Raw genomic sequence first — 16,497 nt, forward strand, 5'->3', positions numbered from 1 at the left:
CACACATAAACACCCACCATAAGCTCGGCCCCGTCTTATTTTTTAAATAGACCAAAAAAATACGCCCCCCCCCAAAACCCACCCCCCCCCCCCCCCCGCCCCACCGCCCCCCCCAATCGGCATGATCCGGAAAAGTCCGGGGCTTCGGTGTGATCCCGGTCCCTCAGGACCGGTGGCCCACCGCCTCCGCGTACAGCGAGCGGTCCACCACCTTGTCCTCCGGCAGCGGGTCGCCCTGCGCGACCCCGGCGTCCCGGTACGCCTTCTGCAGCCGGTCCGTCGTGCCCTTGCGGATCTCCCAGTCCATCCGGAGCGAGGGCGTCGAGGTCAGGACCGACTCGTCGGTCTTCAGCAGCCTGGCCAGCGAGGCCGTGAAGCCCTTGTCGGCCTTGTAGTCGCCGGAGAAGTAGGTGTTCACGGTCCGGATATAGGCGCGCAGGAAGGCGACACCCGCGTCCGGGTCCCTGGCCAGCAGATTCGGGCCGAAGAGCAGCCCGCCGAGCGGTTCGCCCAGTGGCTGGCCGCCCAGGAAGGTGTACTTCGCGTTCCCGTCGACCTTGCGCCAGACCGGGTCGAGCAGCCAGGCCGAGTCGACGCCGCCGTTCTGCAGCGCCGTCAGGACGTCCGCCGAGCCGAGCTGCTGGAAGCCGATCGAGCCGAGGCCGCCGCCGTGCTTCTGGAGGGCCTTCTCCATCGCGTAGGTGACGACCGACCCCTTGCCGATCATGGTGCCCATCTTCCGGCCCTTCATGGTCACCGACGAAGGGCTCTCCCCGTCCTTGAGCCGGGCCCACAGCCCGCTCTTGGAGGCCGGGTCGGGGGAGAAGTTCCCGGCGACCCACTTGATGTCGAAGCCGCCCCTGATGCCGTTCATCACGGCTGCCTCGGGCGCCGCCCACTGGGCGTCGATGTCCCCCTTGGCGAGCAGGGGCAGCGCGTCGGGTGTCGGCAGCACCTTCAGCTGGACGTCCAGTCCCTCCTTCCTGAACTCGCCCTTCTCGACCGCCACTTCGAGCGGGGCCACATACTCGGCCGCCAGCGTGCCGGTCGCGAGGACCAGCTTGCGCTTCTTGGCCAGCGGCCGGGGTGCGGGGGCGCCCTTCGCGCAGCGGGCCGGCGCCCGGCCCGGTGCGAGGTCGGCCGGGTCGGTCCACCCCTTGGCGCAGCCCGCTACGGCCCGCACCGGACGGGGCTTCCTCACGGGCGCCGGGCCGTCGTCGTGTTTCGCGCAGCCGGCAGACACGAGCAGGGAACCGGCGACGAGCAGGGTCGTGCAGAGCGTGCTGATACGCATGGAGCCTCCGTACGAGAGGACATCGGGGCTTCGGGGACCGGGGTTCCCGGAAACAGGGCTTCGGGGACGGCCCGGTTCAGGACTGGCTGCGGCCCCGGTCGCGCGGGGCCCACGGGGTGAGCAACCGCCCGGCGATCCGCACCAGTTCGGAGAAGAGGACCCCGAGCACGGCCACACAGACGATCCCGACGAACATCACGTCGTTCTGGAAGAGCGCGCGGGAGTCGAAGATCAGATGTCCCAGGCCGTCGTCGGCGGCGATCTGCTCCGATGCGACGATGACCAGCACCGCAACCCCGGCCGCGATCCGGGCCCCGACGAGCACCGCGGGCAGTGAGGCGGGCAGCAGGACGTGCCGGAACATCTGCCAGGGCGACGCACCGAAGACCTGCCCCGCGTCGCGGTGTCCGGCCGGGACGGCGAGCACCGCCGCCATCGTGGAGATCCAGACGAAGAAGAAGACCGTGGCGGCGACCAGCGCGATCTGCGGGCCTTCGCCGAGCCCGAACATATTGAGGAAGACCGGCAGCAGGGCGAGCTTCGGGACCACGTACAGTGCGTCGAGCAGCGGTTCCAGGGCGGCCCTCACCAGGGCGAGCGACCCCATCAGCAGGCCGAGTACGTACCCCGAGACCGTGCCGATCGCATAGCCGCCGAGCACCCGCCTGAGCGTGGCCCACACATCGGGCCAGAGCGCGCCGCGGGCCGCACGGTCCCAGCCGTCCGAGAGGATCGTGGAGGGTGCGGGATAGACCCGGTCGTCGAGCCAGGACCGGTCGGCCGCCAGCTGCCAGAGCAGCACCAGGACGACGGGTACGGCGACGGCGAGGGCCAGCTCCAGGGTGCGGCGCCTGCGGTGGGTGCGTACGGGATGCAGCTCCTGCGGGCCCGGCCGTCTGACCAGCAGTCCGTCCTTCGGTGCCTTGACCGCGGTGCTCATGCGGGGACCGCCTCTCCGCGTACCTCGCCGCGCAGCAGCTCCCACAGCTCGGCCTTGAGCGCGGTGAACTCGGGCGCCGACCGCATGTCGCCGGTCCGTGGCCGGGGGAACGGCGGCCGGCGCTCGGCGATGATCCGGCCGGGGCGCGCCGACATCACCAGGACGCGGTCGCCCAGGACGATCGCCTCTTCGAGGCTGTGGGTGATGAAGAGGGCCGTGGTGCGGGTGGTCTGGGTGAGTTCGAGCAGTTCGTCCTGGAGGATGGTGCGCAGCTGTGCGTCCAGGGCCGCGAACGGCTCGTCCATCAGCAGGATCTCGGGTTCCACGGCGAGAGCGCGGGCGATGGCGACGCGCTGGCGCATGCCGCCGGAGAGGGCCGCCGGGTAGGCGTCGGCGAAGTCGGCGAGTCCGATGCGCGCCAGCCAGTCGCGGGCGCGGCGGTCGGCCTCGCTGCGCGGGACGCGCTGGATGTCGAGGCCGAAGCGGACGTTGGCCAGGACGTTCTTCCAGTCGTAGATGCCGTAGTCCTGGAAGATCATCGCGGCCGGGCGGGCAGTCGCGGTACGGATGGCCAGCTCGCCGGTGCTGGGGCGCAGCAGTCCGGCCGCGATCCGCAGCAGGGTGGACTTGCCGCAGCCCGAGGGGCCGACGATGCAGGTGAACTCGCCGGGGGCGATGTCCAGATCCACCGGACCGAGTGCGTCCAGGGCGGTACGGCCGCGGCCGAAGGCACGGGTGAGGGACCGGGCGCGGAGCTTGGGGGAGTGGGCGGGGGGTGGTGCGGGGGGCGCTTCGGCGGTGAGTGGGGGCGGGTGCGGGTCTCCCACGGTGTCTCCTTGCGGAGGGGCGGACGGGTGGTAGCCGCAGAGGATATGACGGGTCGTCAGATACTGGAAGAGGCGTGCGCGCGACGGAGCCCCCGGGGTGTACGTGACGGAGCCCCGGGGCATACGCCCCGGGGCTCCGGTGGAAGTGCTGGTGTGCCGGTGCGGGTCAGGCTGACGCGCAGGCCGGGCAGATGCCCCGGTAGGTCACCTCTACGTCGGAGATCGTGAAGCCGAAGCGCTCCGTGTCCGGCAGGTCGCGCAGCGGGTTGCCTGCGGGGTGGACGTCGCGGATGGAGCCGCACTGGCCGCAGACCAGGTGCTGGTGGGGCCGGTGCGCGTTCGGGTCGTACCGCTTGGCGCGGCGGTCCGTGGAGACCTCGATCACCTCACCGAGCACGACCATCTCGCCCAGCGTGTTGTAGACCGTCGCGCGGGAGATCTCCGGGAGCCGGGACACGGCGCGGGCATGCACCTCGTCGGCGGTCAGATGAACGTGGTCCCCGTCGAGGACCTCGGCCACGACGCGACGCTGTGCGGTCATCCGCCAGCCGCGGTCGCGCAGGCGTTCCAACAGGTCACTCATAAGGTCCAGCCTAACAGGAGGAGGGTCGAGTCCCGAACGGGTGTGACTTTGGACTGTCGCTTGACTTAGACAAAGTCCATCGTAGGATCGGAAAAGGCACCCGCCAAGGGACAGGACAGAGCAGGAATGACGCAGGAGGCGCTCGTGACACAGGGACCACTCACCACGGAGACCGGGGCGCCGGTGGGCGACAACCAGAACAGTGAGACCGCGGGCGCCGGCGGTCCTGTCCTGGTCCAGGACCAGCTGCTCCTCGAGAAGCTCGCGCACTTCAACCGTGAGCGCATCCCGGAGCGCATCGTGCACGCCCGCGGCGCCGGTGCGTACGGCACCTTCACGCTGACCCGCGACGTCTCGCAGTGGACGCGTGCGAAGTTCCTCTCCGAGGTCGGCAAGCAGACCGAGACCTTTCTGCGCTTCTCCACCGTCGCGGGCAACCTCGGCTCGGCGGACGCGGTGCGCGACCCCCGCGGCTTCGCGCTGAAGTTCTACACGGAGGAGGGGAACTACGACCTCGTCGGGAACAACACGCCCGTCTTCTTCATCAAGGACGCCATCAAGTTCCCCGACTTCATCCACACCCAGAAGCGCGACCCGTACACTGGCTCGCAGGAGGCCGACAACGTCTGGGACTTCTGGGGCCTCAGCCCCGAGTCGACCCACCAGGTGACCTGGCTCTTCGGTGACCGGGGGATCCCGGCGTCCTTCCGCCACATGAACGGGTACGGCTCGCACACGTACCAGTGGAACAACGCCGAAGGCGAGGTCTTCTGGGTCAAGTACCACTTCAAGACCGACCAGGGGATCAAGAACCTCACCACCGAGGAGGCCGTCCGCCTCTCGGGTGTGGACCCGGACAGCCACCAGCGCGATCTGCGTGAGTCCATCGAGAAGGGCGACTTCCCGTCCTGGACCGTACAGATCCAGGTCATGCCGGCGGCCGACGCGGCGAACTACCGCTTCAACCCGTTCGACCTGACCAAGGTCTGGCCGCACGAGGACTACCCGCCGGTCGAGATCGGGAAGCTGGAGCTCAACCGCAACCCGGAGAACATCTTCGCCGAGGTCGAGCAGTCCACCTTCTCGCCGGCCAACTTCGTTCCCGGCATCGGTCCTTCACCGGACAAGATGCTCCAGGGCCGTCTCTTCGCGTACGGCGACGCGCACCGCTACCGCGTCGGCATCAACGCCGACCACCTGCCGGTCAACCGCCCGCACGCCGTGGAGGCGCGCACCAACTACCGGGACGGCGTGCTGTACGACGGCCGTCACAAGGGCGCCAAGAACTACGAGCCGAACAGCTTCGGCGGCCCCTTCCAGACGGACCGGCCGCTCTGGAACTCCACGCAGGTCAGCGGCGCCACGGGCAACCACCCGGCGCCCAGCCACGCCGAGGACGGCGACTTCGTGCAGCCCGGGAACCTCTACCGGCAGATGACCGAGGACGAGAAGAGCAGGCTCATCGACAACCTGGCCGGCTTCATCTCGGAGGTCTCGCGCGACGACATCGCCGAGCGCGCGGTGGACAACTTCCGCCGGGCCGACGGTGACTTCGGCAAGCGGCTGGAAGCCGCGGTCCGGGCCCTGCGCGCCTGAACCACCCGGGGCCGCACGGCAAGCCCCCATGAGCAGGGCCGGATCCCCGCGGGGGTCCGGCCCTGCGGGCTGTCCGCCCGGCCGGGTCAGGAGCCGTGTCGTCGGATCAGGAGCCGGGTCGGGAGCCGCCTCAGGAGGAGACCAGTGCCGGGGAGTCACGCCTGTCCGGCGCCCAGCAGCGGATGATGTCACGCACCGACACGACGCCGACCGGTCCCGCGCCGTCGAGCACGATCAGATGGCGGAAGCCGCCGTTCGACATCGCCTCGGCCGCTTCCTCCAGGGTCCAGGAGGGCGCGGCGAAGACCACATCCATGGTGGTGTGGGCGCCCGCGGGCTCCCGGTCGGGGTCCAGGCCGCTGCCTACGGCGTTGAGGATGTCGCGCTCGGTGAGAATGCCGACTCCGCAGGTGTCGGGGTCGAGCACGACAGCCGCACCGATACGGCGGGCGGACATCAGGGCTGCGGACTGGCGGAGTGTGTGGGCGGGGCCGATGGTGAGGACCACCGTGCTCATGGCGTCGCTGACGAACATGGCGGGTGCCACCTCCTGGGAGTTCCAGCATGCGCGTGAATTCACACATTCACAAGCAGGGCTCTCAGAGTCGCACCACCGGCGTGGACCCGGCAAGGTTCCGGGAGGGTGAAGTCCTGGGCGGCAGTTCGGTGTTCGGCGGCGGCGTTCAGTAACGCTGGTTGAGATAGCCGAGCAGGTCCTGGTGGAGCAGGCCGTTGGAGGCGGCCGCGTTGCCGCCCTCGACGCCGCGCACCCCGTCCAGGCTGGTGAACTCGCCGCCCGCCTCCTGGACGACGATGGCGGTGGCCGCCATGTCCCAGAGCGACAGCTCCGGCTCGGCGCACATGTCCACCGAACCCTCGGCGACCATCATGTACGGCCAGAAGTCCCCGTACCCCCGGGTGCGCCAGCAGTCCCGGGTCAGGTCCAGGAAGCCGTCGAGCCGGCCCTGCGCCTCCCAGCCGCCGAGCGAGGCGTACGCGAACGAGGCGTCCGCGACCTTGGAGACCTGCGAGACACGCAGCCGGGTGGCCGAGGTCAGACTGCGCCCGGTGTACGCGCCGCCGCCCTTCGCCGCCCACCAGCGGCGGCCGAGCGCGGGTGCGGAGACCACACCGACCACCGGCTCGTGGCCGTCGTCGCCCGCCACGGCCAGGGAGATCAGCGTGGCCCAGACCGGGACGCCGCGTACGTAGTTCTTGGTGCCGTCGATCGGGTCGATGATCCACCGGCGGGCGCCCGTGCCCGACAGGCCGTACTCCTCGCCGAGGATCGCGTCACGCGGCCTGGCACGCTGGAGCTGTCCGCGGATCAGCTCCTCGGCGCCCTTGTCGGCCTCCGTCACGGGGGTCATGTCCGGCTTCGTCTCGACCTTCAGGTCGAGGGCCTTGAACCGGTCCATGGTCGCCGCGTCGGCGGCGTCCGCGAGGACATGGGCGAGGCGCAGATCATCGTGGTAGTCGGGCATGGTCGTCACAGTATCCACCGGGCCCCCGATCGGGCCACAGGGCCCTGCCGGGCGTGCTGCCGCGCGGACTATTGACACTCCAGCGGCCCCCGTCAACCCTGAGCGCAGAGGCGTACGGCCCAGGAGGCGACGATGCCCGCAGCGCGCGAATCCCTGCTCGACTCCGCCCTCGCGGCCCTCACCGTCCGCGACTGGTCCGCTGTCCGCATGGTCGATGTGGCGGCCGCCGCGGGGTTCTCCCGGCAGACCCTCTACAACGAGTTCGGCTCCAAGGACGGTCTTGCCCGCGCCCTGGTGCGGCGCGAGGCCGACCGCTACCTCCGGGGCGTGGACCGCGCGCTGTCGGGACCGGCCACGGAGCGGGAGCGGATGGTGGCCGTCGCCGTGTGGACGGTCACCGCCGCGCGTGCGCATCCGCTGCTCCGGGCGCTGCTGACCGGTTGCTGGGCGGGGCCGCTGCCCGCGCCCGGTCCCGCGCCCCGGACCGGCGGGCCGTACGCCCCTTCGCAGCGCTGTGCGGCCGGGGGGCCGCCCGCGCCGGGCGAGCTGATCGCGGCGGTACGGCACCGGGCGGCCCTCGCACTGACCGCCGGTCACCTGGCGGATGAGGCGGCCGATCTGGTGTACCGCTGCGAGGTGGCCGTACGCCTCGCGCTCTCGCACCTCGTCGCACCAGGTGACCTGACAGTTGATCACCTGGTGCGCGAGGCGGTGGTGCGGGCGGCGTGAGGGCCGCGGGCGGAAGGTCCCGGGTGCGGTCGGCTACTTCTTGAGCCAGCCGACCTTGCTGTAGTCGGTGTCCGCGAGGCCCGTCGCACCGTAGTTGGCGAGCCCCTTGCGGACCGCCAGGATCTGCGGGCGCTGGTACAGCTCGATCGAGTGGCCGAGCTTCCAGATCTCCACGTCGGCCTCGTTGTAGAGCTTGACGGACTGCGCGTGGTCGGTGGCCTCACCGGCCTTCTTCATCAGCGCGTCGATCTTCGGGGAGCCGACCGAGCCGAAGTTCTGGAAGAGGTTCTTGCCCTTCGGCTGCTGGTAGACCGGGTAGAGCTTGCTGGTGTAGGCCTCGTCCACATTGCGGAAGCTGGCGAGGTCGAAGTTGCCGGTGTTCACGAACTTGTTGAAGTAGTCGTTGGCGGGCACCTTCTTGATCTCGACCCGCACGCCCACCGCGGCGTACATCTGCTGCACCAGTTCGGCCTGGTCCGTCGAGGCGGAATTGCCGCCCGCGCTCAGGACGTAGTCGAGGGTGAGCTTCTTGCCGTCCTTGGTGCGCGGCTTGCCCTCACCCGCGCTCTTCCAGCCCGCCTCGTCGAGCAGCTTCTTCGCCTTCTCGGGGTCGAACTTGTCGAACGCGCTGGTGTTGTCCTGGTAGCCCTGCTGGTTGGGCATGAAGAAGTGGTTGTCCAGCGGCTTGAGTTCGAAGGAGAGGTCCTTCGCGAAGCTGGCGTTGATGCCCTTGCGGTCGGTCGCCGCCTGGAGGGCGTTGCGTACCTTCACGTCCTTCAGGGGACCGCGCCCGCCGTTCAGCGTGATGTGCACCTCGTCCCAGCGCGCCCCGCGCCTGATGGCGGTGTCCGGTTCCTTGACCAGCCGCTTGTAGTCCTCGGGCAGCAGCGCGGTCGTCTCGTCCACCTCCTTGTTGAGGTAGGCCTCCGTCTGGGCGGTCATGTCGAGGACGCGGTAGACGATCGAGGCGAGCTTCGGCTTGTTCCCCCACCACTTGGGGTCCGGGACCAGGGTGACCGTCTGCCCGGTCCTGTCGTACGAGCCGACCTTGAACGCGGCGCTGGTAACCGGGGCCTTCTGCGTCCAGCCCTTGTTGAACTTCTCCGGGGTGTCGATGTACGCGGCCGGGTACAGCGGGTCGAAGAGGCGCTGCCAGTCGGCGTACGGAGTGGAGAAGGTGATCTTCACTCCGTGGGCGTCGGCGCCCTGCTCCACCTTGGATATCTGGCTGTAGCCGGTGGTGTCGGCCGCCTCGTACGCCTTGTCGGTGCCGTTCAGCGCCTTCCACTGGGCGTGGAAGTCCTTCCAGCTCAGCGGCTTCCCGTCGGACCACTTCGCCTTCGGGTTCAGCTGATAGGTCACCACCTGCGGGCTGGTGGAGGTGACCTTCGCCGAGACCAGGAAGTTCGGGTTGGGGTGGCCGATGCCCTTGGCGTCGGCGTCGAAGAGGTCGGGCAGGATCGCTCCGTCGAGGTCCGCGCCGTCGCCCTGCTGGCCGTCGACCTGGTTGACGTTGTACTGCGTGATCCACTGGTCGATCCCGAACCGCAGCGAGCCGCCCTGCTTCAGGTCGCTCAGCGGATGCGCGTTGACGCTCTGGCCGTCCACCTGGGGAGCGGCCTGCTTCTTGGCCGAGTCCCCGCCGTCGTCGGAAGAGCTGCAGCCCGCCACCGCCAGAGTGGCCGACAGTGCTGCGGCGATGGCGACAACGGTGGTTCTGCGCATCGGTGTTCTTCCTCCGGTTCAAGGCGGCCTGATCGAGGCCACAGGTCACCGAGACGGTAAGTCGGCCTCATAGCCCAGCGGGAGAGCAACGGCGATGCTGTTATGCATTCTTTGCATGCGCGCAACAAACATTGGTCAAGCTGTATCAACAAGCCGACGAAAAGCACCCGACGTACAGCACCGGACGATCAATAACCGATCAGCACCGGACAAAGGCACCGATGGGGCCTGCCGCGGCCGTGATCCCACCACGATCCCCAGCGACCGAACCCCAGCGGAGGACCAACACCCGTGGCCGCCTTCCTGGCCAAGCGACTCGGCTACTACGCCGTCCTGTTGCTTGTCGCCATCTGTCTGTCGTACCTGCTGGCCTCGCTCGCGCTGGATCCGCGCGCGTACTACGAGGGCCGCCAGCCGCCCCTCTCGCCCAGCTCCGTCGACCACCACCTCACCGCGCTCGGCGTCAACGACCACACCCCGCTCCTCAGCCGCTTCGGGAGCTGGGCCGGACACGCCCTGCACGGCGATCTCGGACAGACCATCGACGGGACCTCCGTGGACGCGGAGTTCGGCCGCCGGATCGGCGTCAGCCTGCGGCTGCTGCTCCTCGGCAGCATCCTCGGCACGGTCATCGGGGTGCTCGCCGGCGCCTGGACCGCCGTACGCCAGTACCGGTTCTCGGACCGTGCGGTGACCCTGATCTCCTTCGTCCTGCTCTCCACCCCGGTGTTCCTGCTCGCGGTGCTGCTGAAGATCGGAGCCATCTGGTTCAACCAGAAGACCGGCACCGACGTCATCGTCTTCACCGGCGAGAAGACCCCCGGCCTGGACTCCGGCTTCCTGGCCGTGCTCAAGGACCGGTCGGTGCACCTGCTGCTGCCGACCGTCTCCATCGCGCTCGGCACCATCGCCAGCTACAGCCGCTACCAGCGCTCCACGATGCTCGACGTGCTCGGCTCGGACTATCTGCGCACCGCCCAGGCCAAGGGCCTCACCCGGCGCACCGCACTGGTCAAGCACGGGCTGCGCACCGCACTGATCCCCATGTCGACGTACTTCAGCTACGGCTTCCTGGCGCTGTTCACCGGTGCCACCTTCACCGAGACGATCTTCGGCTGGCACGGAATGGGGGAGTGGTTCGTCTCCTCCATCGGCAGGAACGACGTCAACTCGGTCGTCGCCGTCAATGTGTTCGCCGCGGTGCTGGTGCTGCTCTCCGGCTTTCTCGCGGACGTCCTGCACGCCGCGCTCGACCCGCGTATCCGGAACGCCTGAGGAGTACGGACACCATGACCGCTGTCATCGAGACCGCCGCCGCCGACGCGGCCGGCCAGGGTGCGGAGCCGATACGTCCCGCCGGGCGCGCCGGGGTGGTGCTGCGCCGCTTCGTACACAACACGGGCGCGCTCACCGGGGCCGTCATCCTGCTGCTGCTCTTCGTGCTGGCCTTTGCCGGCCCGCTGATCAGCCGCTGGGACTACAGCCATATCGACTACACCGCACTGCGGGAGGCCCCGAGCGCCCGGCACTGGTGGGGCACCAACCGCATCGGGCAGGACGTCTTCGCGCAGACCATCCGGGGGCTCCAGAAGTCCCTGCTGATCGGCCTGCTGGTGGCGCTCTTCTCCACCGTGCTTGCCTCGCTGACCGGGGCCTGCGCCGGGTACTTCGGCGGCTGGACCGACCGGATCCTGATGTTCTTCGTCGATCTGCTGCTGATCTTCCCGTCCTTCCTGATCATCGCGATCATCTCGCCGCGGCTGCAGGGCGGCGGCTGGTTCGCCTTCGTCGGGCTGCTCGCCGTCTTCGGCTGGATGATCACCGCACGGGTGGTCAGGTCGATGACGCTGTCGCTGAAGGAGCGCGAATTCGTCCGCGCGGCGCAGTACATGGGCGTCGGCCCCTTCCGGATCATCTGGCGCCATGTGGTCCCCAACATCGCCTCCTTCCTCATCATCGACGCGACCATCGCGGTCGGTGGCGCGGTGATGAGCGAGACGGCGCTCTCGTACTTCGGGTTCGGCGTCCAGTCGCCCGATGTCTCGCTGGGCACGCTCATCGCCTCATCGACGGCGGCGGCCGTGACCTACCCCTGGATGTTCTTCTTCGCAGCGGGGCTTCTGATCATTTTCGTACTCGCGGTGAATCTGGTGGGCGACGGGCTGCGCGATGCGCTGGACCCGACCTCGCGCCGGCGCCGCGGCCGCAAGGGGGCAGGGCGATGACCTCGGTATCCGACACCTCGGTACGCGACAGCGCGGCGACCGGGGCCCCGGTGCTGGAAGTGAGCGGCCGTGAGGTCGACTTCGACGGCGCACCCGCCGTCCGCGGGGTGAGCTTCTCGCTCCGCCGCGGCGAAGTGCTCGGCCTGGTGGGGGAGTCGGGGTCGGGGAAGTCCGCGACCGCGCTCGCCGCCATCGGGCTGCTGCCCGGGAACGCGGCCGTACGGGGATCGGTACGGCTCGACGGCACCGAACTCGTCGGCGCGTCCGACCGCGAGCTGTCCGCGGTGCGCGGCAGCCGGATCGGCATGGTCTTCCAGGACCCGCTCTCCGCCTTCACCCCTGTCTACCGGATCGGCGACCAGATCGCCGAGGCGGTCCGGGCTCACCAGGACGTTCCGCGTGAGGCGGCCAGGGCGCGTGCCGTGGAACTGCTCGACCTCGTCGGCATCCCGGAGCCCGCGCTCAGGGCGCAGTCGTATCCGCACGAGTTCTCCGGCGGAATGCGCCAGCGCGCCATGATCGCCATGGCGATGGCGAACGACCCGGACGTGATCCTCGCCGACGAGCCGACAACGGCCCTCGACGTCACCATCCAGGCCCAGGTGCTCGATGTGCTGCGCACCGCGCAGCGTGAGACCGGGGCGGCGCTGGTGCTGGTCAGCCATGACCTCGGGGTGATCGCGGGCGCGGCGGACCGGGTGGCGGTGATGTACGCGGGGCGGATCGTGGAGTCCGCGCCCGCCGAAGAGCTCTTCGCGCGGCCCCGGATGCCGTACACGCTGGGCCTGATCGGCGCGGTGCCCCGGCTGGACACCGCCGGCGAGGTGCTGGTGCCGATCCCCGGGTCGCCGCCCATGGCGGGGAGCACCGGACCCGGCTGCCCGTTCGCGCCGCGCTGCCCGCTGGCCGGGGAGTCCTGTCTGACGGAGGAGCCGCAGCTGCGGACCGTGGACGGCCACGCGGTGGCGTGCGTACGCGCCGACGAGATCGCCGGGAAGCGGCTGGGGCCGCTCGATGTGTTCCCGGTGCCGGCCGTCCCGCCCCGGGATCCGGATCCGGAGGCGGTTCCGGCCGATGAGGAACCACCGGCCGCAGGGGCAGGCACAGGGACAGGAACCGCGGCCGGGACCGCCGCCGAGACCGTGCTGAGCGTGCGCGGGCTGGTCAGGACGTTCCCCGTGCTGAAGGGGAGCGCCTTCAAGCGGCGGGTCGGTACCGTGCACGCCGTCGACGGGGTCGATCTGCGGATCCGCCGCGGCGAGACCCTCGCGCTCGTCGGTGAGTCCGGCTCGGGGAAGTCGACCACGCTCTTCGAACTGCTCAGCCTGGCCCGCCCCGAGGGCGGCGAGATCGAACTCTTCGGGCAGCCGCTCGACCGGCTCGACCGCGCCGCCCGCCAAGCGCTGCGCGGACAGGTGCAGATCGTCTTCCAGGACCCGATGGCCAGCCTCGACCCCCGGATGACGGTCGGGGACATCGTCGCCGAACCGCTGCGCGCCCAGGGCGCCGACCGCAGGACGGCGGCCGGCCGTGTCCCCGGGCTGCTCGAACAGGTGGGCCTGGACCCGGCGCACGCCGTCCGCTTCCCGCACGAGTTCTCCGGCGGCCAGCGCCAGCGCGTCGGCATCGCCCGCGCCCTGTCCGTCGGGCCCCGGCTGCTGGTACTCGACGAACCGGTGTCGGCGCTCGACGTGTCGGTCCAGGCCGGCGTCCTCAACCTGCTGAAACGGCTCAAGTCGGAGCTGGGGCTCGCCTATCTCTTCGTCTCGCACGACCTGTCGGTGGTACGGCACATCGCGGACCGGGTGAGCGTCGTCTACCTGGGGCGTACCGTCGAGTCCGGGACGGTCGACGAGGTCTTCGAGCGGCCCCGGCACCCGTACACGCAGGCGCTGCTCTCCGCCGTGCCGCTGCCCGACCCGGTGCGCGAACGCGAGCGGCAGCGGACCAGGATCCTGCTGCCCGGCGACCCGCCCAGCCCCACCCACCGCTACGAGGGCTGCCGCTTCCGGGCCCGCTGCCCCGTCTTCGCGCGGCTCGGCGCGGAGGAGCGGACCCGCTGCGAGAACGAGGTGCCGCAGGACCGTGAGCACGCGGCCGACCATGTGGCGGCCTGTCACTTCCCGGCGGTACGCGAGGTGGTGTGAGCGGGGGGCCCGGGGGTCCGGCCCGCCGCGGCTCCGGTGCGGTCGGTGGGCAGGACCGGTCGGTGTGCCGAGCCGGAGATTCAGTGCACCGGGCCGGTCAGTGCGCAGACCCGGAGATCTGGAGCCCGATCACGCCCACGATCACGAACGCGATCGAGACGAGCTTGAGCGTGGAGACGATGTCGCCGAGGAAGACCATCCCGTAGATCGCGGTGCCCGCCGCGCCGATGCCCGTCCACACGGCGTAGGCGGGCCCGACGTCCAGCTTCCGCAGCGAGAGCGTCAGCAGCCCGAAGCTGCCCAGCGCGAACGCGGCGAAGGCGATCGTCGGCCAGAGCCGGGTGAATCCGTGCGAGAGCTTGAGACACACGGCGAAGCCGGTCTCCAGAAGTCCCGCGACCACGACCAGCAGCCACGCCATTCAGGGCCTCCTCATAGGTGACTGCTCCGTCGTCCGGGACCGCTCCGCCACCGGGAACCGCTCCATCGTCGTGCGCGGCCCGCGCGGCCGCACTGGGAGCGATTATGCATTCAGCCAGGTGGGCCGGGCGGCGAACCGGTGGATCAGTCGCCCTCGCGCCGCTCCCGGGTCGCCAGCAGCCGGCGCAGCGAGTCCAGCCGCGCGGGGTCGGCGTGCCCCCCGGCCACCCAGGCGTCCAGGGCGCACTCCGGCTCGTCGTGGCTGCACCCGCGCGGGCACTCCTCCGTGCCCGGCACCAGATCGGGGAAGGCGAGGATCACCCGGGACGGGTCCACATGGTGCAGCCCGAACGAGCGCACCCCCGGGGTGTCGACGACCCAGCCGCGGTCGTCCGGCAGAGGGAGCGCCAGGGCCGATGTCGTGGTGTGCCGGCCGCGGCCGGTGACCGCGTTGACATGGCCGGTGCTGCGCCGCCGGTCCTCCGGCACCAGCGCGTTGACCAGGGTGGTCTTGCCGACGCCCGAGTGCCCGACGAACGCGGTGACCTTGTCGTTGAGAAAGTCCCTGACCCGGTCGGCCGCCTCGCCCTTCGCCAGCTCCTCGCGGCTGGTCACCACGTACGGGATGTCGAGCGCCCCGTAGGAGGCGAGCAGCGGCTCCGGCGATGCGAGGTCGCACTTGGTGAGGACGAGCAGCGGGGAGAGCCCGCCGTCGTACGCGGCCACCAGACAGCGGTCGATCATGCGGGGGCGCGGTTCCGGGTCGGCCAGGGCGGTGACGATCGCCAGCTGGTCCGCGTTGGCGACGACCACCCGCTCGAACGGGTCGTCGTCGTCGGCCGTGCGGCGCAGTACCGACGTACGCGGCTGGATACGCACGATGCGCGCCAGCGTGTCCTTGGCGCCGGAGAGATCCCCGACGATCATGACCCGGTCGCCCACGACAGCCGCCTTGCGGCCCAGCTCACGGGCTTTCATCGCGGTCACCGCACGCCCGTCGACCAGACAGGTGAGCCGTCCCCGGTCGACCGTGAGGACCATGCCCTCGGCGGCCTCCTCGTGCTTGGGCCGGATGTTCGTACGGGGGCGGTTGCCCTTGGGATTGGGGCGGACGCGGATGTCGTCCTCGTCAGGGTTCTTGCCGTATCGGCGCATCGCGTCAGACCTTGAGCATTTCGGTCCACATCTCAGTGAAATCGGGGAGGGTTTTGGCGGTTGTCGCCACATTCTCGATCTGTACGCCGTCGACGGCGAGCCCGATGACCGCACCTGCCGTGGCCATCCGGTGGTCGTCGTACGTGTGGAAGACACCGCCGTGCAGGGGGCGGGGACGGATACGGAGGCCGTCGGCGGTCTCGCTCACCTCGCCGCCGAGTCCGTTGATCTCCGCCGTCAGCGCGGCCAGCCGGTCGGTCTCGTGCAGCCGCAGATGGGCCACACCGCGCAGCGTGGACGGCGAGTCCGCGAGGGCCGCGACGGCGGCGATCCCCGGGGTCAGCTCGCCGACCTCGCTCAGATCCACGTCGATACCGTGGATCCGGCCGGACCCGGTGAACTCCAGGCCGCGCTCGGTCAGCTCGCAGCCGCCGCCCATCGTGGTGAAGATCTCCCGCAGCGCGTCCCCCGGCTGGGTGGTCCGCGCGGGCCAGTCGGGGATGGTGACCCGGCCGCCGGTGACCAGGGCGGCCGCCAGGAACGGCTGGGCGTTGGAGAGGTCGGGCTCGACGGTCAGGTCCCGGCCGAGCAGGGCGCTGGGCGAGACCCGCCAGACATTCGGCTCGCCGCCCGTCTCCGGCTCGTCCACCTGGGCGCCGACCCCGCGCAGCATGTCCACGGTCATCCGGATGTGCGGCAGCGACGGCAGGGTGGCACCGGTGTGCCGCACCTCGACGCCCTGGTTGAAGCGCGGCGCGGAGAGCAGCAGCGCCGAGATGAACTGGGACGAGGACGACGCGTCGACCTCGACCCGGCCCCCGTCGAGCGCCCCGCTGCCATGCACCGTCAGCGGGAGCGCCCCGCGCCCGTCGTCGTCGATCCGGGTGCCGAGGGTGCGGAGCGCGTCGACGACGCCGCGCAGGGGGCGTTCGTACGACCGGGGGTCCCCGTCGAAGCGGACCGGGCCGTCGGCGAGCGCGGCGACCGGCGGCAGGAAGCGCATGACCGTACCGGCGTTGCCGACGTCGATGGTGGCCGGGCCGTGCAGCCCCGCGGGGATCACCCGCCAGGCCTCGCCGCTGTCGGCGGTCGCCCCGACCGCGGCGGAACTGGACGAGACGGTCTCCTCGATACGGACGCCGAGCGCCCGCAGCGCGTCGGCCATCAGGAGTGTGTCGCGTGAGCGCAGCGGGCGGCGCAGCCAGCCCGGTTCCGCTGCCAGGGCGGCCAGGACCAGACCGCGGTTGGTGACCGACTTCGATCCGGGCACGGTCACCGTCGCTTCGACGGCTCCCGGCGCGTACGGGGCGGGCCAGTGAGCGGTGTGCACGGAACTTTCGGTCATGGCCCTCATTTTACTGATGGCCGGGGC

At 70.4% G+C, this 16,497-nt stretch carries 15 protein-coding genes; 5 read left to right on the top strand and 10 right to left on the bottom strand.

Annotated features, from left to right (window positions below; translation table 11 throughout):
- Positions 1-163 precede the first annotated feature (163 nt).
- The 4 genes from ACFXBC_RS25620 to ACFXBC_RS25635 all read right to left on the bottom strand — a co-directional run bounded on the left by ACFXBC_RS25620 (position 164) and on the right by ACFXBC_RS25635 (position 3,644).
- Positions 164-1,294, bottom strand: coding sequence for an ABC transporter substrate-binding protein (locus ACFXBC_RS25620; RefSeq protein ID WP_385028925.1), 1,131 nt, complete (start codon positions 1,292-1,294; stop codon positions 164-166).
- A 76-nt stretch (positions 1,295-1,370) separates the two neighbouring features.
- Positions 1,371-2,234, bottom strand: coding sequence for an ABC transporter permease (locus ACFXBC_RS25625; RefSeq protein ID WP_385028928.1), 864 nt, complete (start codon positions 2,232-2,234; stop codon positions 1,371-1,373).
- Positions 2,231-3,061, bottom strand: a complete 831-nt coding sequence (locus ACFXBC_RS25630) for an ABC transporter ATP-binding protein (protein WP_385028931.1) — start codon at positions 3,059-3,061, stop codon at positions 2,231-2,233. The genes ACFXBC_RS25625 and ACFXBC_RS25630 overlap by 4 nt, the downstream gene beginning before the upstream one ends.
- 166 nt (positions 3,062-3,227) lie before the next feature.
- Positions 3,228-3,644: a Fur family transcriptional regulator gene (locus tag ACFXBC_RS25635; protein WP_385028934.1), complete on the bottom strand. Its 417-nt coding sequence runs from the start codon at positions 3,642-3,644 to the stop codon at positions 3,228-3,230.
- A 126-nt stretch (positions 3,645-3,770) separates the two neighbouring features.
- Here ACFXBC_RS25635 and ACFXBC_RS25640 point away from each other — a divergent pair, with 126 nt between their 5' ends.
- Positions 3,771-5,240 (top strand): catalase, encoded by a 1,470-nt coding sequence (locus ACFXBC_RS25640; protein WP_385028937.1) that lies wholly within the window; start codon positions 3,771-3,773, stop codon positions 5,238-5,240.
- 130 nt (positions 5,241-5,370) lie between these two features.
- On the opposite strand, the gene ACFXBC_RS25645 is transcribed toward ACFXBC_RS25640, so the two are convergent.
- Together ACFXBC_RS25645 and hisN are read right to left on the bottom strand one after the other, a co-directional pair.
- Positions 5,371-5,775 (bottom strand): cyclic nucleotide-binding/CBS domain-containing protein, encoded by a 405-nt coding sequence (locus tag ACFXBC_RS25645; RefSeq protein WP_385028940.1) that lies wholly within the window; start codon positions 5,773-5,775, stop codon positions 5,371-5,373.
- Between the two features lie 148 nt (positions 5,776-5,923).
- Complete coding sequence (gene hisN / locus ACFXBC_RS25650; protein ID WP_385028943.1) at positions 5,924-6,724, bottom strand: histidinol-phosphatase; 801 nt, start codon at positions 6,722-6,724, stop codon at positions 5,924-5,926.
- Between the two features lie 132 nt (positions 6,725-6,856).
- Here hisN and ACFXBC_RS25655 point away from each other — a divergent pair, with 132 nt between their 5' ends.
- A complete protein-coding gene (locus ACFXBC_RS25655; RefSeq protein ID WP_385028946.1) occupies positions 6,857-7,453 on the top strand; it encodes a TetR/AcrR family transcriptional regulator in 597 nt (198 codons plus the stop codon).
- 33 nt (positions 7,454-7,486) lie between these two features.
- Here the strand turns inward: ACFXBC_RS25655 and ACFXBC_RS25660 are convergent, their stop codons facing one another.
- Positions 7,487-9,178, bottom strand: coding sequence for an ABC transporter family substrate-binding protein (locus ACFXBC_RS25660; protein ID WP_385028948.1), 1,692 nt, complete (start codon positions 9,176-9,178; stop codon positions 7,487-7,489).
- A gap of 291 nt (positions 9,179-9,469) precedes the next feature.
- Here ACFXBC_RS25660 and ACFXBC_RS25665 point away from each other — a divergent pair, with 291 nt between their 5' ends.
- From ACFXBC_RS25665 to ACFXBC_RS25675, 3 genes are read left to right on the top strand one after another with little or no spacing between them, the layout of a single operon-like run.
- Positions 9,470-10,453 (top strand): ABC transporter permease, encoded by a 984-nt coding sequence (locus tag ACFXBC_RS25665; RefSeq protein ID WP_385028951.1) that lies wholly within the window; start codon positions 9,470-9,472, stop codon positions 10,451-10,453.
- 14 nt (positions 10,454-10,467) lie between these two features.
- Entirely contained in the window at positions 10,468-11,403 is a 936-nt protein-coding gene (locus ACFXBC_RS25670) for an ABC transporter permease (RefSeq protein ID WP_385028954.1), read from the top strand.
- Complete coding sequence (locus ACFXBC_RS25675) at positions 11,400-13,550, top strand: dipeptide ABC transporter ATP-binding protein (RefSeq protein WP_385028957.1); 2,151 nt, start codon at positions 11,400-11,402, stop codon at positions 13,548-13,550. The genes ACFXBC_RS25670 and ACFXBC_RS25675 overlap by 4 nt, the downstream gene beginning before the upstream one ends.
- Positions 13,551-13,647: 97 nt before the next feature.
- On the opposite strand, the gene ACFXBC_RS25680 is transcribed toward ACFXBC_RS25675, so the two are convergent.
- The 3 genes from ACFXBC_RS25680 to aroA all read right to left on the bottom strand — a co-directional run bounded on the left by ACFXBC_RS25680 (position 13,648) and on the right by aroA (position 16,470).
- The gene (locus tag ACFXBC_RS25680; protein WP_385028960.1) at positions 13,648-13,971 is read right to left on the bottom strand and encodes a DMT family transporter; all 324 of its coding nucleotides are present in this window, start codon (positions 13,969-13,971) and stop codon (positions 13,648-13,650) included.
- A 143-nt stretch (positions 13,972-14,114) separates the two neighbouring features.
- Positions 14,115-15,125, bottom strand: coding sequence for a ribosome small subunit-dependent GTPase A (gene rsgA, locus ACFXBC_RS25685; protein ID WP_385028963.1), 1,011 nt, complete (start codon positions 15,123-15,125; stop codon positions 14,115-14,117).
- Positions 15,126-15,129: 4 nt separating this feature from the next.
- Positions 15,130-16,470 carry a 3-phosphoshikimate 1-carboxyvinyltransferase gene (gene aroA / locus ACFXBC_RS25690; RefSeq protein ID WP_385028967.1) on the bottom strand — a complete coding sequence of 447 codons (1,341 nt, stop codon included), beginning with the start codon at positions 16,468-16,470 and terminating at the stop codon, positions 15,130-15,132.
- Between the last annotated feature and the right edge of the window lie 27 nt (positions 16,471-16,497).

Origin of the sequence: Streptomyces sp. NPDC059398 (assembly GCF_042751845.1) — a bacterium.
Classification (GTDB): Bacteria; Actinomycetota; Actinomycetes; order Streptomycetales; family Streptomycetaceae; genus Streptomyces.

What these genes read in the sequence shown, in the direction of transcription:
- ACFXBC_RS25620 (WP_385028925.1), bottom strand. Translation starts at nt 1,294, where the DNA reads ATGCGTATCAGCACGCTCTGCACGACCCTGCTCGTCGCCGGTTCCCTG.
- ACFXBC_RS25625 (WP_385028928.1), bottom strand. Translation starts at nt 2,234, where the DNA reads ATGAGCACCGCGGTCAAGGCACCGAAGGACGGACTGCTGGTCAGACGG.
- ACFXBC_RS25635 (WP_385028934.1), bottom strand. Translation starts at nt 3,644, where the DNA reads ATGAGTGACCTGTTGGAACGCCTGCGCGACCGCGGCTGGCGGATGACC.
- ACFXBC_RS25640 (WP_385028937.1), top strand. Translation starts at nt 3,771, where the DNA reads ATGACGCAGGAGGCGCTCGTGACACAGGGACCACTCACCACGGAGACC.
- ACFXBC_RS25645 (WP_385028940.1), bottom strand. Translation starts at nt 5,775, where the DNA reads ATGTTCGTCAGCGACGCCATGAGCACGGTGGTCCTCACCATCGGCCCC.
- hisN (WP_385028943.1), bottom strand. Translation starts at nt 6,724, where the DNA reads ATGCCCGACTACCACGATGATCTGCGCCTCGCCCATGTCCTCGCGGAC.
- ACFXBC_RS25655 (WP_385028946.1), top strand. Translation starts at nt 6,857, where the DNA reads ATGCCCGCAGCGCGCGAATCCCTGCTCGACTCCGCCCTCGCGGCCCTC.
- ACFXBC_RS25660 (WP_385028948.1), bottom strand. Translation starts at nt 9,178, where the DNA reads ATGCGCAGAACCACCGTTGTCGCCATCGCCGCAGCACTGTCGGCCACT.
- ACFXBC_RS25670 (WP_385028954.1), top strand. Translation starts at nt 10,468, where the DNA reads ATGACCGCTGTCATCGAGACCGCCGCCGCCGACGCGGCCGGCCAGGGT.
- ACFXBC_RS25675 (WP_385028957.1), top strand. Translation starts at nt 11,400, where the DNA reads ATGACCTCGGTATCCGACACCTCGGTACGCGACAGCGCGGCGACCGGG.
- ACFXBC_RS25680 (WP_385028960.1), bottom strand. Translation starts at nt 13,971, where the DNA reads ATGGCGTGGCTGCTGGTCGTGGTCGCGGGACTTCTGGAGACCGGCTTC.
- rsgA (WP_385028963.1), bottom strand. Translation starts at nt 15,125, where the DNA reads ATGCGCCGATACGGCAAGAACCCTGACGAGGACGACATCCGCGTCCGC.
- aroA (WP_385028967.1), bottom strand. Translation starts at nt 16,470, where the DNA reads ATGACCGAAAGTTCCGTGCACACCGCTCACTGGCCCGCCCCGTACGCG.